We start from the raw sequence: 15,744 nt of genomic DNA on the forward strand, positions 1-15,744 counted from the left end.
GCTCCCCGCACCCTGACGCCCCGCAGGTGACGCGGAGATCACCGTCTAACACCTGTGTGCCCAACCATCTCGCGACCACCCCTGGGAACTGACATCACCGCCATGATCACCACCGGTCCGCAGTTTGCGGGACCCCGGTAGCCTCGCGCGCATGCCAGCTGCCCGAGAAGCCGACCCTGCCAAGTCGACCGGCACCGGCACAGCGGCACGAAGCGGCTCAGATACCGTCCCAGCAGCTACCGACAGCACCGGACCACGCGGCACCCGCCGCGGCCTGTTCACCGCCCAGGACCCGACGCTGGTCGCCGAGTGGGCCATCGACCTCAACGGGCCCATCCCCACCACACTGACGGCGGGATCCAGCCGCCGGCCGTGGTGGCGATGTAGCCAGTGCCGTCACACCTGGCAAGCTGTGGTCGGAGCTCGGGTGCGCACCGGCACCGGCTGCCCTGCCTGCGCACCGGCGCGCGGACTGGCCACCCGCAAAGCCGGACGAACCTTGGCCGACGTGCGTCCCGACCTGGTCGCCGAGTGGGACCACGAGCGAAACGACCGCACCCCACACGCCGTCACCGCTGGATCAGACCGCATCGCGTGGTGGCGGTGCTCGGCGTGCGGATGGGGCTGGCAGGCCCAGATCGCCTCACGGGTCCGGATCCCTCAGGGCATGGGGTGTCCGGCCTGTGCCGGGCGGCACCGCCAACCCCTGTCCGAAACGCACCCGCACCTGGCAGCCCAATGGGACCAGGACCACAACACGGTCGATCCTGACGCGGTCACCGCCGGATCGGAACGGGTCGTCGCCTGGCGGTGCGAGCGCGGACACCACTGGACCGCGCAGATCGCCTCCCGAACCAAGGGAGGAGGCGGGTGCCCGCGCTGCCCGCGCACCCCCAACCCGCCACTAGCGGTCACCCACCCCTGGCTCGCCACCGCATGGGACACCGCCACCAACGGACCGCTGCGCGATCACATCACCTCCGGCGCCGCCGACACCGTCGGCTGGCGCTGCCCACAAGGACACCACTGGGCCGCACCCATCAAGGCCCGAGCAGCCGGCGCCTATCCGTGCCCCCAATGCCCGACCGAGAACAAACGCGAACCCGGCACCCCGATAGCGGCCAAACTCAACCCAGACCAAGTCCGCGCCATCCGCGACGACCCCAGACCCACCCACGAGGTCGCCCACACCCACCGCGTCACCGCCAGCACCATTGTGCGTATCAGGGCCGGCCGCGCTTGGAAGAACCTCACCTGACGGCGACCTCACCGCCTTCAACCGCATGACCACGCTGCAGGAACTCGAACACGGCGGCGAACCGACACGTTCGCAGCCTTCGGTCCGCGAACGTGTCGACCTAGCTCATCTACTCCGACGGTCCGAGAACACGTCCAGGCCACTCCCAGCAACGCGCCGCCCAGGCCGCCGAAGCCGCCGCCGAAAGCGAACGGCTCCGCAGAAAGGTTGCCTACCTCGAGAACGACCTCGCGGCCGCCCGCACCAGCCTCCGCCGGATGAAACGTGAGGAGAACAAAGCATGACAGGGTGGACAATCCGAGGATCCGAGACCAGGCGCCGTTTTCGAACTCAGGCTGTCCGCGGACCGGCGCGGCCCAGGGCGTTTACCCGCATTCGACCTTCTCTACGACAGCGAGCCGTCTGCGTTGAGGGCGGCCCGCGTGCACCGCGCATAAGTCCATTGTGCCCGTATGTCAATGGGTTGCGGCGCGCAGGTCGGGTCAATACCCTTCGATGGCCATTGGTTGCTCAGTCAGACGGGGGTTCACATGACGAGACCACGGCCCGGCCCTGCCGTGCCATCTTCACCGATCCATAGCACACGCTGGCTAGGTCTGGTTGCCTCGATCGTCCTGGCGGTTGGGTTGCCGTTCGTCGGTGAGGTGCCTGTCGTGGCTGCGCCAGTCCAGGTGCCGTCGGAACTGCCTGATGAAGCTGCGGCGGTCGCCGCGGCGAAGCAGTTCTCGCAGCGGGTGGAGGTTTCTCGCCACCGGTCGGAGACGGTTCAGGTGTTCGCGAATCCCGATGGGACCCTCGTGTGGGAGGAGTCGCTAACTCCGCAGCGGGTCCGTCGCGGCGACGGCTCGTGGGCCGCCGTGGATACGACGTTGAAGAGGGATGCGGACGGGTCGGTGCGTCCGGTGGCTACCGTGACGCAGGTCCAGTTGTCCGGTGGTGGTTCGGGTCCCATGGCCCGGATCAGCGAGTCAGGCAGGGAACTTGCCGTCTCCTGGCCGGGCGAGCTGCCCGCCCCGGTTCTGGAGGGTGACACTGCTGTCTATCGTGAGGTCCTTTCCGGCGTTGACCTGCGTGTGACGGCCAGAGTGACGGGCTTCTCCGAGATCTTGGTGATCAAGAGCCGGGCCGCGGCAGCCAACCCTGCGTTGACGAACATCCGTTTCGGACTTGCGGGCACTGGCGTCACGACGAGTGATGCCGGCAACCGGTTGGAAGCGCGTGACGCGCAGGGGCGGGTGGTGTTTCGGTCGCCGACACCGACAATGTGGGACTCAGGCGACGTCCACGCAGGGCAGGCGTCGAGCCTGAAAGATGTTCCTGGTGCTGCTCGGGCCGAGGGCCCAGGTGTGAAGACCGCCGTCATGGCAGTCCGGCTGGAGTCCGACTCGATGGTTGTCGTACCCGATCGCACGATCCTCGATGATCCCGGAACCCAGTTCCCGGTGCATGTGGATCCATCGTGGGATGGCGGGTTGAACGGGAACCGGTGGACCTCGGTGTGGGAAAAGTATCCCGAGGGCAAGTTCTGGCAAGACAACACCGCGCAGGTCGATGCGGTGACGTATGGGGGTGCGGGGTCGGGTCGGACGAAGGACTGCCCGACATGCGGCACCTACCGGGTGCGGTCGTTGTTCGAGATGGCACTGAACACTCCAGCCCGGAGCCAGAACCTCCTGCACGCGTCACTTCTCATCCAGCAGCGCCACTCCTGGACGTGCAGCCCAGCGTCCGACGCCCGACTGTGGGTGACCGGTGCCATCAACCCGGACACCCGGTGGAACGCGCAACCGCCGTGGTACGACGACCTCACCGCGCAGGCGCCAGCCAACCACTCCTACGGCAAAGCCAACGGCTGCCCCCTCGACGTCGGCGATGTGCGCTTCGACGTCACCCACCTCGTTGCCCGCGCCTTCGCCGACGCATGGGCCACGATGACTGTCGGGCTCAAGGCGATCGACGAGAACACCGTCAATCATTGGAAGCGTTACAACGCGCTGTCCCCAAAGCTCGTCATCTACTACAACAGCATTCCTGGTGTCGGCCAGCCCACAACGTACGGAAGGGGCTGCACGAACTCCGCCACGGCCGCACCGGTCCTGGCGACCGGGTACCCCACGCTCACGGCGACCGTGACCGATCCCGACTCCGAAACCGACCTCAAAGGCCAGTTCCAGCTGCTGAGGTACACCACAGGCGCTGAGGGGCTGCGCTGGTACAGCATCCTGACTCGCTTCGACAGCCAGACCCACGCGTCCGGCACCGCTACTCAGGTGACCGCAGACATCGGCACCCCGCTACCGGCTGGGGTGTACGCCTGGCGGGTCAGAACCGCTGATCCGTGGGCGTTCACCAACCCGTGGACGGGCGCCAGTACCTCGGGCACGGACTACTCCGCGCAGACCGGCCCCGACTTCAACACCGCCGACGCCGCCCTACCTGGCGGGTGGTGCCGATTCGAGGTGGACACCACAGCACCTCCAGTACCGGCAATCACTGCCGACATCTACACCGGTGGCACCAACACTCAGGGCTCCGTCGGGTTGCCGGGCCAGTTCACGTTCACTGTGTCGGGTCCGACATCAACTGATGTCGTCGGGTACGAGTGGTCGATCACCGACGCGGCCGGGACGCACCCGTTCAAGTCGGTCGCGGCGGAGGCCGTGGGCGGCAGGGCCGTGGTGAAGTGGACACCGACCCTTCCCGGTCAGCACAAGGTGACGGTGCGGTCGAAGGATCGGGCGCAAACCAGTACCACGAACGCGACGCTGGCGTTCCTGGTCGGGTCGCCCACGCCGGAGTCTGGCCGGTGGCTTCTCGCGGAACCGCCGGGGAGCACGACCCTCGCGGATTCTGCTCCCGTCGCGGCGCCGGCCAAGCATCCCATGACCCTCAACGGCGGGACGCTCGGTGCGCCGGGCCGGATCGTGGGAGCGGAGACGAGCGTTGACCTCAACTCCGATGCCAAGCAGACCGCCACGACCGCCGGACCGGTGGTCGACATCACCCGAAGCTTCGCCGTCGCGGCTTGGGTCAAGCGCGGCCCCGAACCGCCCGAAGCGGCAAGGGCTGCGGCGTCACCAGAGATCGAGCCCGAGGTCACTGCCCTAAGCCAGGACCGGGCGAATTCCAGCGGATTCCGCTTGGACTACAACTACAACGACTGCGGCTGCTGGTCGTTCGTGCTCACCACCTCCGATGGCGGCACCTGGCAGGACCAGGTCATTGCCAACAGCGAGGGCATCGGCGGGGCAATGGAGACCTGGACCCATCTGACCGGGGTGTATGACTCGGCGGCCGGTGTGATCAAGCTCTATGTCAACGGCGCATTGGTCGCCAGCCAGACCGTCGCGATCGCGATTACACCTTCGGCATCAACTGATGCGTTGGTTGTCGGAAGGGGAAAGTTCGCTGGGGTCGGAGGCCAGTACTGGCGCGGGGGTGTCTCTGACGTTCGGACCTGGGGCCGGATGCTGTCTGCCAGCGAGGCGTACGCGCTGGCGAGCCCGCTCGGCGAGAACGCCGCCCACGACAAGTCCGGAGCATGGGCGTTCGAGGACTGCGTCGGTGTACCAGTGTGGTGCCCGGACAGTTCCGCCTACGCCCACGATGTTCTCGCCCTGAGCGGGGGCGTCACGCAGAACCCGGCCGGAAAGGCCGGGAAGGCTCTGTCCTTCGACGGTTCGGGATGGGCTGAGGCGCAGGACCCCATCACGGGCGAAGCCAGCCCTGTCGTGCGAACGGATCAACCGTTCACGGTGGCGGCATGGGTATCTCTGTCGGACAACTCCACGACGAGGATCGCGGTCGGCCAAGGTGGCCAACATAACTCTGGCCTGTTCCTCGGCTATAGCAAGGCGCACAACGCGTGGACGTTCGGCTTTCACCAGGCCGATGCCGCCGGCTCAACGGCGTCCTACACCGTCCAGTCGTCTGCGGCTCCACAGTTGAACACCTGGACGCACCTGGTCGGTGTGTACGATCCCGCGGCACTCAACGTGAGGATCTATGTCAACGGACAACTGGCCGGCACGGCATACGCCCTGGGTGACTGGAGTACCTCCGGACCGTTCGTTCTCGGCCGAAACCGCGTAGGCGGGGCGGGAGCGGACTACTGGAAGGGCATGGTCGACGAGGTCCAGGCATACGCCGGCGCGGTTCCCAACAACGCGACGGGTCACGCCGAGGTCAAGTCCAAGATCTGCGGCTGCTGACGCCGGACGGTTCGGTGACGCCGATGCGTCACCGAACCGTCACCACCTACTCGGCGCATTGGCTATGACCAGAGCTTGCGCCAATCTGCGACGAACTTCCATGAAGGGCCGCCCTGCCCCGTGAGCGCTGCTCATGACGGCACCTGCCGCGCCCGTGCCTCAGTGCATACAGGAGGAAGAAACCGATGTCACCTCGAAGAAGACGATCACCTCAACTGATCACAATCCTGGCGGCAGTACTGTCTGCGGCGGTCGTTGGGCCGGTCCTGGGTCCGACGCCGGTACTCGCCGCGCCACCTACGCCCCCGGCGCAGCGGCAGGCACTGGGACCCGCAGTCAAAGGGCATCCCTACCGGCCGAAGTCTAGCGATGTTCCATCACTCGCCACGGCTGCAGCTGCCATCACCGCGTCTCAGAAAACGCCGGTGTGGCCCTCCGCCCAGGTGGCGGAGGTAGACCTGGGTTCCGCGTCGTTGCGGGCCACCGACGGCGGCGGGGCCCGACGGGCCGGGGACACACCCGTCTGGATCGAACCTGAGGACCCCGCTCACTCCACGACGGCCGGCTTCGGCCTGTCCAGGGCACGGGTGCAGGTCTTCGACCAGAAGACGACCGCCTCAGCAGGGGTTACCGGAATGCTTTTGTCCGTCGCTCCCACGACAGGGGGCGGACCAGCCAAGGTATCTGTGAACTACGGTGCTTTCGCCAACGCCTACGGCGCAGACTGGTCATCGCGGCTACGCCTGGCCAGGCTACCCGAATGCGCGCTGACCACCCCGGGTCTTGAGCAGTGCCGAGGCGAGGAACTGCCTACCCGCAACGACGGCTCAGCCTCCACCGTCACCTCAACGGTGTCGCTACCCGTCTCGCGGTCGGCCACATCAAGGTCAGAACGGGTGCTGTTGGCGGTGACTGCGGGCGCCGCGAGCGGTTCGGGTGACTACTCGGCGACGTCGCTGTCCTCGGCGGGCACCTGGTCCGCAGGCGGCAACTCCGGCGCCTTCAACTGGGCGTTGCCGCTGCGGATGCCGCCGGGGGTAGGCGGGCCTGTGCCGTCGGTGTCGGTGGGCTACTCCTCGAGTGTCGTCGACGGCCAGATGGCGGCGAGCAACAACCAGCCGAGCTGGTTGGGGGAGGGGTTCGGCTGGTGGCCGGGCTCCCTGGAGCGCCGCTACCAGAGCTGCGGCTCGGACATCAAGGCCGGCTCGAACAACGCCGGTCGCAAGACCGGAGATGCGTGCTGGAACACCGACAACGCCACGATCTCCCTCGCAGGCCGGTCCGGTGAGCTGATCCGCGACGCCGGAAACGTGAACCTGTGGCACCTACGTGACGAGGACGGCTCGAAGGTCGAGCGCAAGTTCAACGCCGGCAACGGCGCCAAGGACGGTGAGTGGTGGGTCCTGACCGACCCTGCCGGGGTGCAGTACTGGTTCGGCGGGGTGCCGGCCAGCAACTCGACATGGACGATGCCGGTGTACGGCAACGACAACGCCGCCGGCAACCCCGACCCGTGCTACACGTCCGTGTTCGCGAACTCCTCGTGCACACAGGCGTGGCGGTGGAACCTGGACCGGGTCGTCGACCCCCACGGCAACACCATGACGTACACGTACGTGAAGGAGAACAACAGCTACGGCCGCAACCTCACCCCAACCGACGTGGTGTCCTACACCCGTGGCGGCTATCTGCAGACCATCGAGTACGGCACCCGTAACGGCGTCGCGAGCCCTGCGCCCGCCCGGGTGGAGTTCACACCCGCTGACCGGTGCCTGACCAACTGCGCCGACCATGCGAACTGGCCCGACACCCCGCGCGATCAGGAGTGCAGCGCGAGCCCGTGCCAGATCGCCACCCCGACATTCTGGACAAAACATCGGCTCGACCGGGTCGCCACGAAGGTGTGGGACACCGCGCTCAGCCCGGCCGGCTACCGGGAAGTTGATTCCTGGAAGTTCACCCACTCCTTCCCCAACACCGGAGACGGCACCCGGCCCGGCCTGTGGCTGGCGAAGATCTCCCACACGGGTGGCAATGGGACCTCCGCGGTCCAGGCCCCCGACATCACATTCGACGGCGTGCAGCTCGGCAACCGCGTCCAGCCTCAGGGCGCCGATCTGAAGGCGATGAACTGGTGGCGGGTCAACGTCATCGACAACGGCACCGGCGGCCGTACCGCCGTGACCTACATGCCGGCCGATTGCGTCCCCGGCACCCGGATGCCCGACCTCGCCGCGCTACACGACAACGCCCTGCGCTGCTACCCCGTCACATGGGTGCAACCGAATGCCACCAACCCGACCACAGAGTTCTTTCACAAATACGCCGTCGCCAAAGTCAGCGAAGAAGACACCTTCAACCTGTCACCCCCCACCCAGACCACGTACGAATACGAAAGCCCAGGATGGCACTACACCGATGACGACGGCTTCATCGACGCGGCCAGCAAGACCTGGTCTGTGTGGCGGGGCTACGCGAAGGTCCGTACCCGAACGGGTGACCCCAGCAAACCCGGCGTGACGCTGTCGGAGTCCCGCTTCTTCCAGGGGCTCAACGGCGACAAGATGCCTGGCGGCACCCGTACGGTGACGCTGCCGGCCGTGGACATGAACGGCGACGGTGACACCACCGACATCGGAGTGGACGTCCCCGCAGCCGACGACAACGACAGCTTCGCCGGAATGACCCGCCAGACCAGCACATTCAACGGCCCCACCGGAGGGGAAGTACACTCCAGCATCTTCGAGCCGTGGCGCTCGAACCCGACGGCGACTCGGTCGATCAACAACACCACCACCGAGGCCCGCTACACCGGCGTGGGAGCGGAGCACACCCGCACCATCCTCGACGGCGGACGTGCGCCCCGCAGCACCACTGCCCGAACCACGTTCGACAACCTGGGCATGCCCGCCGCAGTGTCCGACCTCGGCGACAACGCCATCGTCGGAGACGAGCGCTGCACGACCACGCAGTACGCCCGCAGTGCCGGATCACCCATCGTGTCCAACCCAGCCCGGGTGCGGGTATTCGCCGTGAACTGCGCCCGGGCGGCGCAGCCGGGACTTGCAGAGAAGGACATCATCTCCGATGACGTGACCCTCTATGACCAGCAGGCACTGGGCGCCATCGGAGCGCTGGGAGAGCCCACACAGACCAAGACGCTCCTCGCCTGGAACCAGACCACGCAGCTCGCGTCGCACCGCACGACCGCGACCAACAAGTATGACCCTCACGGCCGTCAGATCGAACTGATCGACGAACGTGACAACAAATCCACAACCACGTACACGCCCGCTTCGGGCGGACCCCTCACGTCCAGTACGGAGACGCGGCTCTTCGCCGCCGGGAACTGGGTCACGACGACCCACCGCGACCCCGGAACCGGCGCGCCGACCGTGGTGATCGACCCGAACGGCAAACGCACCGACTACAGCTACGACGCGCTGGCTCGCCGCACGGGTGTGTGGCTCCCGGGTCAGGACCGGCCCTCCGGCCAGCCCGCCACCACCACCTACTCCTACCTCATGCAGGCCGCAGCCCCGAGCTCAGCCACGACGCGGACGCTGGTCGCCGGTGGTACGTACACCACCAGCACCGCTCTGTTCGACGGGCGCCTTCGCAACCTACAGACGCAGGTCCAGTCGCCAGCGGGCGGCCGCATCGTGCGGGACGAGCACTACGACACCGCTGGCCGGCACGTCCAGACCACCAACCCGCACTGGGACCCCACGACCACGCCCAACGCGACGCTGTCAAACGCAGACGTGCCCGAGGATCTGCCCGGCTGGACGGTCACGACCTACGACGGAGCCAACCGCGCCACCGCGCTGATCAGCTACAAAAAGGGCGGCGCCGAGCAGTGGCGGACCACCAGTTCCTACGGCGGCGACCGCGTCGACGTAACACCCCCTTTTGGTGGGACCGCGACCTCGACCCGCACGAACGCCCAGGGCCAAACGGTCGAACTGCGCGAATACCGGGGATCGACTCCGACCCCCACGATCGCCGGTAGCTATGACTCCACCACCTATCTCTTCGACGCCAAGGGCAAGCGGAAGAACGTCACCGACCCGGCCGGCAACCAGTGGACGTACGAATACGATCTGCACGGACGTCCCGTCGCAACGACCGATCCCGACCGTGGCGCGACCACTTCGACCTTCAGCGAATTCGGAGACCTCAGGTCACAGTCCGACGCCCGCGGTAGCACGGTGGTCTACGACTACGACTCCCTCGGCCGTAAAACCGGCCTCTACCGCACAACGATCGCGGCTCCGAACAGGCTCGCCGAGTGGACCTATGACGGTGTGGCCAAGGGGCACCCAACCAAATCGGTCCGCTACGACAACGGCAACGCCTACACCGTGGAGATCGGCGCCTACGGGACCCGCTACCAGCCCGTCATCACGAAGATCACCATCCCAGGCGCGGAGACGGGGCTGACGGCCGTCGCCGGATCTCCGACGACCTACCAGTACGTCAACACCTACAACGCGGATGGTTCGCTGAACACCAGCCGGATCCCCGCCCTCGGCGGGCTCGCGATGGAGACACTCACCTACGGATACAACACAGTTGGCGCGCCCAAGACCCTGCAGACCAATCTCGGCACCACCTACGTGACAGGGACCGGCTACACCGAGTTCGGTGAGCCCGGTATCACCACCCTGGAGAACACCGGGGCGGCGATGGCTCAGGTCGGCCGCTACTACCAGGAAGGGACCCATCGTCTCGCTGAGATCAAGACCACCCGCGACACCAACCCGGCGACGGTCGCCGACGTCTTCTACAGCTACGACCCGGCCGGCAACACCACGAAGATCGCCGACACGATAAGTGGTGACACGCAGTGTTTCGGCACCGACTACCTGCGGCGCCTCACCAAGGCCTGGACGCCGAGTTCCGGTGATTGTGACGCGGCACCGAGCGCTGGTGGTCTCGGAGGGCCCGCCCCGTACTGGACGACCTGGGAGTTCCAGTCCGGTAACCGCTCCAAGCAAACCGAGAACACCTCGGGTCGCACAACCAACTACACCCACCCGGCCCCCGGCAGCCCACGGCCGCACGCGGTTACCGCCGCGGCCACCACGGTGAATGGCACCACCAGCTCCCTGGCCTACGAATACGACGAAGTCGGTTCTATGATCAAACGCCCTGGGGCCAGCGGACGGCAGGAACTCGCTTGGGACCCGGAGGGCCGCCTGGCAAAGGTCACCGAGATCGACGCCGGCAAGGAGACGACCTTCGTCTACGACGCCGACGGCAACCGGCTCATCCGCCGCGACCCGACCGGCAAGACGCTCTACCTGCCCGGCCAGGAACTGCGCTACACCACAGCCGGCGGAATCAAGACCTGCGCCCGCTACTACGCCCATAACGGCCAACAAGTCGCCATCCGTACCAACGCGGGACTGAACTGGCTGGCGGCGGACCAGCAGGGCACCACCACGGTCACCATCTCCGGTGCCGTCGGCCAGGCTGCGGCCCTGCGTCGCCAGGACCCCTACGGCAACGCCCGCGGTGCCACCGTCGGCACCTGGCCCACGGCGATGGACAAGGGCTTTGTCGGTGGAACCCAGGACGCCACGGGTCTGACCCATCTGGGAGCCCGCGAATACGACCCGCTCATCGGGCGGTTCACCAGCGTCGACCCAGTGATCGATGTTCAGTCGCCCCAACAGATGCATGGATACTCCTACGCCAACAACAGCCCCGTCACCTTCGCCGACCCCGATGGCCGATCACCCGATGGGAACGGGGCAGGGCACGACACCGCCATAGCACTCCGAGTCCTAGAGCTACAGACCAAATACGGACCGGCGGCGTCCATCAGCTCTGACGTCCCCAGCACCCACGGGGCGGACCTGATCTGCTGGAACTGCTCGTCGATCTCCGGTGGACCAGACGAAGTATGGGTCTGGGAGATGAAACCCGATGAGCCTCGCTACCTTGGTAAGAGCGCCGTGTCTGCCCAGTCCATTCTCAATGGCAAGATCAACGCCGCGAAGGATCCTCGAGCGCTAGGACGAATGGTCGATGACGGACCCGACTTCGGAACCATTCGGGTCAGCACCAACGGAATGAAATCCAGCCAACTCGTCACCGTGCGCGACTCCGGAACTAAGGGGCTTCAGGTCTACAAACTGCACCAGGGCGAGAAGAGGTACAGCAAGCGCAGTACCTACTACAAGCTGGCAGTTCAGGCTATCGACGCCGCAGATGACGCCAACCTCACTGCGGACAAGGCGCTTGCGAGAATGTATGAACAGAAGATGGCATACATGGACAAACTGGCCGGTGACGGTTCGTGGGACGGCGCAAACAGCTACATGGAACCGCCGCCCCCCAAGGACTGGGGCGCTGTATACGAAGACCCGTGGAGCACCGCCGTCGTCGACGTGGTCATAGTCGTGGCAGTGGTCACCGTCGGCATCGCCGGCTGCATTCTCTTCTGCACCACAGTCGCCGTCGTTGCGCTATCCAAGAGTGCCTACGACCTTGCCGCGTGACCCTGCACTGGCAGTGCACAAGTTTCAGAAACGCGTCATCTGAACTCCATCCCGGCAGTTCGGCGCGTCGAAGCTAGCCCCAGGAACTGAGCCTCTGGTGGCACCGGCGACAGCCGAGTGCCACCAGAGGCTCAGATGCACGGGTTGCCAGGCTTGCGGCGACAGTGCTCAACTGTCATCCGGGCAGACCGGTGGTGCCTCATGGGGCTTCAACACTTCGGCCGCCACCACCTACGCGTCGGGTCTCGTCCCAGCAATATTCGAGGAGAGTGCGAGAGTTGGACAGCTTCGAACGCATGCTGACGCTGCTACGGCGAGGGCAGACACGAGACGCCGAACAACTAAGGGCCGAGAACCCGACGGCGTGGCTGCCCCAGTGGACAGCGGGCGATCCGCTGAGCCCGGCGTTTCGCCAGATGCACCGCCTCGGCTCCCTAGTCAGCGCGCTACGCGTGGACGACACGTTCGCGTGGGCGCTCGCCGGCGACACCGTGCACCGAACTCTCCTCGCAGACGGATCGGTACACCGGCAGCGCCTAGACGGACAGGCCGCCTACTATCAGCGCGCGACTTTCGCGGGTGACACCGTCATCGCGGTGGAGGACGAGCGGCTCCTCGTCTGGGATCTCAACAGCGGCGCGCTGCTGCTGGCCACCGATCCCGCTGACGTTCCCCGGCCAGCGGGAGATCTGTGCAGTATCGCGGTCGGCGCCGGTGTGGCGGTCGCCGGCACCGGGAACGGCTACCTGTTGCAATGGGATCTGACCGACGGCCGGCTGCTGGCGCGAACCGCCGCGCACGATGGCCACGTCGCCCGTGTCGCGATCAGTGTCGACGGCACACCGGCCATCCTGAGCCTCGGCGGCCAGGACCGTCCGACAGTGTGCTTTCACGACCTCGACGGGTTGACACGCACGGGCGAGGTGGCGATGCCCGAGCGGACGGTCTGCGGCGCCTGGACCATACTCGACGGCCAGCGGCGTGCCGTGACCGCCGCAGCCGACGGCGTACTCACAGTCTGGGACCCCGTGACGGCGGCGTCGGTCGCGCAGATCTCCACCAGCACCCGCCCGAGTGGGGGACTGGCCTTCACCGCCGGTGGCGCCGGGGCTGTACTCAGCGAGGCGCGCGCACTGCGGATCGTAGACCTGCACGACGGAACCGTTCGCGGCACGATCCGCACCGAGTTCCGGCACGACGTCGACAAACTCGCCGTCTGCGGCCCCTTCATCTACGCGGCTCAGGGCGGGCACACCGAGGGGCGTACCAACCTTCTGGAACTTACCGACCCCCTCCCACTCGACGCCGTGGACCGGCCGTTATACCTCGACGCCACCCCGGCCACCGTCGACAAGCGCGTCGCGATCGTCGCCATCGGCGAGGACGGCCTCTACCAGATACACGACGCCGCGAACGGCCAGGAGATCGGATCGGCTGGCGAACGCACCAACCAGTACCAGAAAGTTGGCGGGTCCCCGCGACTGAGAACCGCGAACGTCGACGGAAGGGACCTGGTCATGTCAATGTCCAGTTTCGCGCCGACGCTTGTCGACCCGGCCGCCGGTGAGACCCGCACAGGGACGCAGCTTCCGGAAAGTGGGATAGTTCTGGCTGCTGCCACCGCACGAGACGGCCTTGCCGCGACGGTGGACCTCGGTGAAACCCTCACCGTCTGGGACGTGGCTACCATGACACCGCGGGCTTCGGCCCGCATCGTGAAGCGGCGGGCGAGGACGATCTCCGTCGCGCTCGGTGAGCTGAACGGCCGCGCCATCGTATTGACCGGCGCTGACGATGGCGCGATCGGATTGTATGACGCCACCGATCTGACCAAAATTTCACCACCGGACCGATTCCCCACACGCGGATCGGCCGGATACACCCCCGACCTCATGAACCGGCCCGGACCCCACGCCGTCGCGGCACTGGAGGTCGCCGGAACCGTCGTGGTCCGCGCCGTGAACGACACCGTCACTTGCATCGATATCACCACCGGAGAGGAGTCTGGGCCGCGACTCACGCACCCCGGCAAAGTATGGGCGATCCTGCCAGCCGTATTCGACGGCAATCCGGTCGTAGCGACCAGCTGTGATGACCGAGTCCTGCGGGTCTGGGACATCGCGACGGGCCGCACGATCCTTGCAGTCACCCTGCCCCGACCAGCCCGCCGGATACTCTCCGTCGACGAGGACCAGATCATTGTCCTCGACAGCGAACATATCGTCGCGGTCGGTTCCAACCCGTGACCGCTGGTCGGAGCCGGCCGGTTCACCCATAGCGGGTTTACCAGGAGCGCCGACGACGATCACGGCGTCGGCGCTCCAGATGATGATGGACGTTTCGGGCTTCGGCCATGCCTGTGACGATGACGGCGGACAGGTGTTCGTTGGCGCCGTCCCGGTTGTCGTTGGGGTGGGATGCCGATGACGTCGCCGCCGTGTTCGCGGCTCCGGCGGAGTGGGCTTTCATGACGCCGGCGCCTCCGCAGATGACGGTGGCCCGCGGCTTGGGCGTGAGTTGGCCGAGTCCGGTGAGGATTCCCTTGCCGGCTCTGAGAACGACAGGTCACCCAGTACCGCAAGAGGCCCGATGGGCCGCCAGTATGAACGCTAACTCACATGCCTCATCGCTCAGCACGGCGATGACCAGCGACGACGCAGATCTGTTCCAGATGACGTATGACGGCGACGCCTACGCCGAAGACCTCCAACGCGCACGCCAACGCGGAATGATCTCCACCGGTCTGCTCGTCTCCTAGGCCATCGACGTACTCACCGCCGCCGTCCGGGTAGCCGGTATCGTCATCCATCCCGTGCTGCTGTTGTCCTGATCCTCGCGGTCCTGCCATCCGGCTGGGCGGCGGTGAAAGCTGCGCGCGCTGGATACCTGGGCAGGTGCAGTGGAAAGCCCGCATGCGCCGAACATGGACGGTCGGGCACCTGCTCACCGCCCGCCGCCACGCCCCCGAAGTACGCGGCTACGACCTCGGCGGCTACATCTTCGACCGGTACCGACGCCTTCTCGGCGGAATCGTCAGCACCGACCTGCAGGTCGCCGGCCAGCAGACCCGGGCCCGCACCTCTCTGGGTGGCGGGCACCGGGATCGGTATCTGCGGCGTGTACAGATCGGCTGGCAGACCCTGTGCTCCGTCTATCAGCTTGATCGGCTCGTTCTTGGAGCTGATCGCCGGGGACCTCCTCGATCACCACACCGCCGACCCTGACGGTCCTGTTCCGGCGCTGGCCTGGCTCGACGCCGCTGCCCACCAGATCTCCGCCGTCAACTGGAGCAGATAGCCGCAACCTCAACCAGTTCGTTCCACGAGGTGGTCGCATCGAGGGGCGTCTCAGGGAGGTCACGGACGCCTGGATCCGGCCGCGAGGGTGGCTCCAACCGTCCGCGACGTCAGGCGGCTCGACGGGTCCTCGGGATCAATTTGGCGGTCTTTTCCGCTGTTTCTAGTTCGACTTCGCGGAGTAGTGAGGTGTAGATGTCGCCGGTGGTGGAGAGGTTGGCGTGTCCGAGGAGTTCCTGGATTTCTTTGAGGTCGCCTCCGGCGGCTTTGGTGAACGTGGCGGCGGCGTGGCGGCCGTCGTGGATGCCGACGGGCGGGAGGCCGGAGCTGCGGACGTGGCGGTCCCAGCGTTCTGATACCAGGTCGGGGTTCCAGGCCCGGCCGTCGGGGCGGCGGAAGAACAGGTCGACGTCGACGTGCTGGACGCCGCCGTCGGCGGTGGGTGTGCGCATGCGGATCGTGGCCGGCCA

Annotated in this window: 8 protein-coding genes; 5 read left to right on the forward strand and 3 right to left on the reverse strand. The window is 66.6% G+C overall.

Features of this window, described 5'->3' with window-relative positions:
* Positions 1 to 151: 151 nt before the first annotated feature.
* The 4 genes from AB0M43_RS37540 to AB0M43_RS37555 all read left to right on the forward strand — a co-directional run bounded on the left by AB0M43_RS37540 (position 152) and on the right by AB0M43_RS37555 (position 14,224).
* The gene (locus AB0M43_RS37540; protein ID WP_363732160.1) at positions 152 to 1,258 is read left to right on the forward strand and encodes a zinc-ribbon domain-containing protein; all 1,107 of its coding nucleotides are present in this window, start codon (positions 152 to 154) and stop codon (positions 1,256 to 1,258) included.
* Between the two features lie 653 nt (positions 1,259 to 1,911).
* Positions 1,912 to 5,469 (forward strand): LamG domain-containing protein, encoded by a 3,558-nt coding sequence (locus AB0M43_RS37545; protein ID WP_363732163.1) that lies wholly within the window; start codon positions 1,912 to 1,914, stop codon positions 5,467 to 5,469.
* Between the two features lie 896 nt (positions 5,470 to 6,365).
* Positions 6,366 to 11,978, forward strand: a complete 5,613-nt coding sequence (locus AB0M43_RS37550) for an RHS repeat-associated core domain-containing protein (protein WP_363732165.1) — start codon at positions 6,366 to 6,368, stop codon at positions 11,976 to 11,978.
* Positions 11,979 to 12,256: 278 nt separating this feature from the next.
* On the forward strand, positions 12,257 to 14,224 hold the full coding sequence (locus tag AB0M43_RS37555) for a WD40 repeat domain-containing protein (RefSeq protein ID WP_363732168.1): 1,968 nt from the start codon (positions 12,257 to 12,259) through the stop codon (positions 14,222 to 14,224).
* Positions 14,225 to 14,261: 37 nt separating this feature from the next.
* Here AB0M43_RS37555 and AB0M43_RS37560 read toward each other — a convergent pair whose 3' ends face one another.
* The gene (locus tag AB0M43_RS37560) at positions 14,262 to 14,516 is read right to left on the reverse strand and encodes a hypothetical protein (RefSeq protein WP_363732182.1); all 255 of its coding nucleotides are present in this window, start codon (positions 14,514 to 14,516) and stop codon (positions 14,262 to 14,264) included.
* A gap of 85 nt (positions 14,517 to 14,601) precedes the next feature.
* On the reverse strand, positions 14,602 to 14,787 hold the full coding sequence (locus AB0M43_RS37565; RefSeq protein WP_363732171.1) for a hypothetical protein: 186 nt from the start codon (positions 14,785 to 14,787) through the stop codon (positions 14,602 to 14,604).
* A 350-nt stretch (positions 14,788 to 15,137) separates the two neighbouring features.
* On the opposite strand from AB0M43_RS37565, the gene AB0M43_RS37570 reads away from it, so the two are divergent.
* Complete coding sequence (locus AB0M43_RS37570) at positions 15,138 to 15,275, forward strand: hypothetical protein (RefSeq protein ID WP_363732174.1); 138 nt, start codon at positions 15,138 to 15,140, stop codon at positions 15,273 to 15,275.
* A gap of 109 nt (positions 15,276 to 15,384) precedes the next feature.
* Here AB0M43_RS37570 and AB0M43_RS37575 read toward each other — a convergent pair.
* A partial coding sequence (locus AB0M43_RS37575) for a tyrosine-type recombinase/integrase (protein ID WP_363732177.1) occupies positions 15,385 to 15,744 on the reverse strand: 360 nt, incomplete at its 5' end.

The organism is Longispora sp. NPDC051575 (assembly GCF_040681875.1).
Lineage (GTDB): Bacteria > Actinomycetota > Actinomycetes > Mycobacteriales > Micromonosporaceae > Longispora.

Excerpts from the sequence above, each read along its gene's own strand:
- AB0M43_RS37540 (WP_363732160.1), top strand. The coding sequence starts at position 152 with ATGCCAGCTGCCCGAGAAGCCGACCCTGCCAAGTCGACCGGCACCGGC.
- AB0M43_RS37565 (WP_363732171.1), bottom strand. The coding sequence starts at position 14,787 with ATGGATGACGATACCGGCTACCCGGACGGCGGCGGTGAGTACGTCGAT.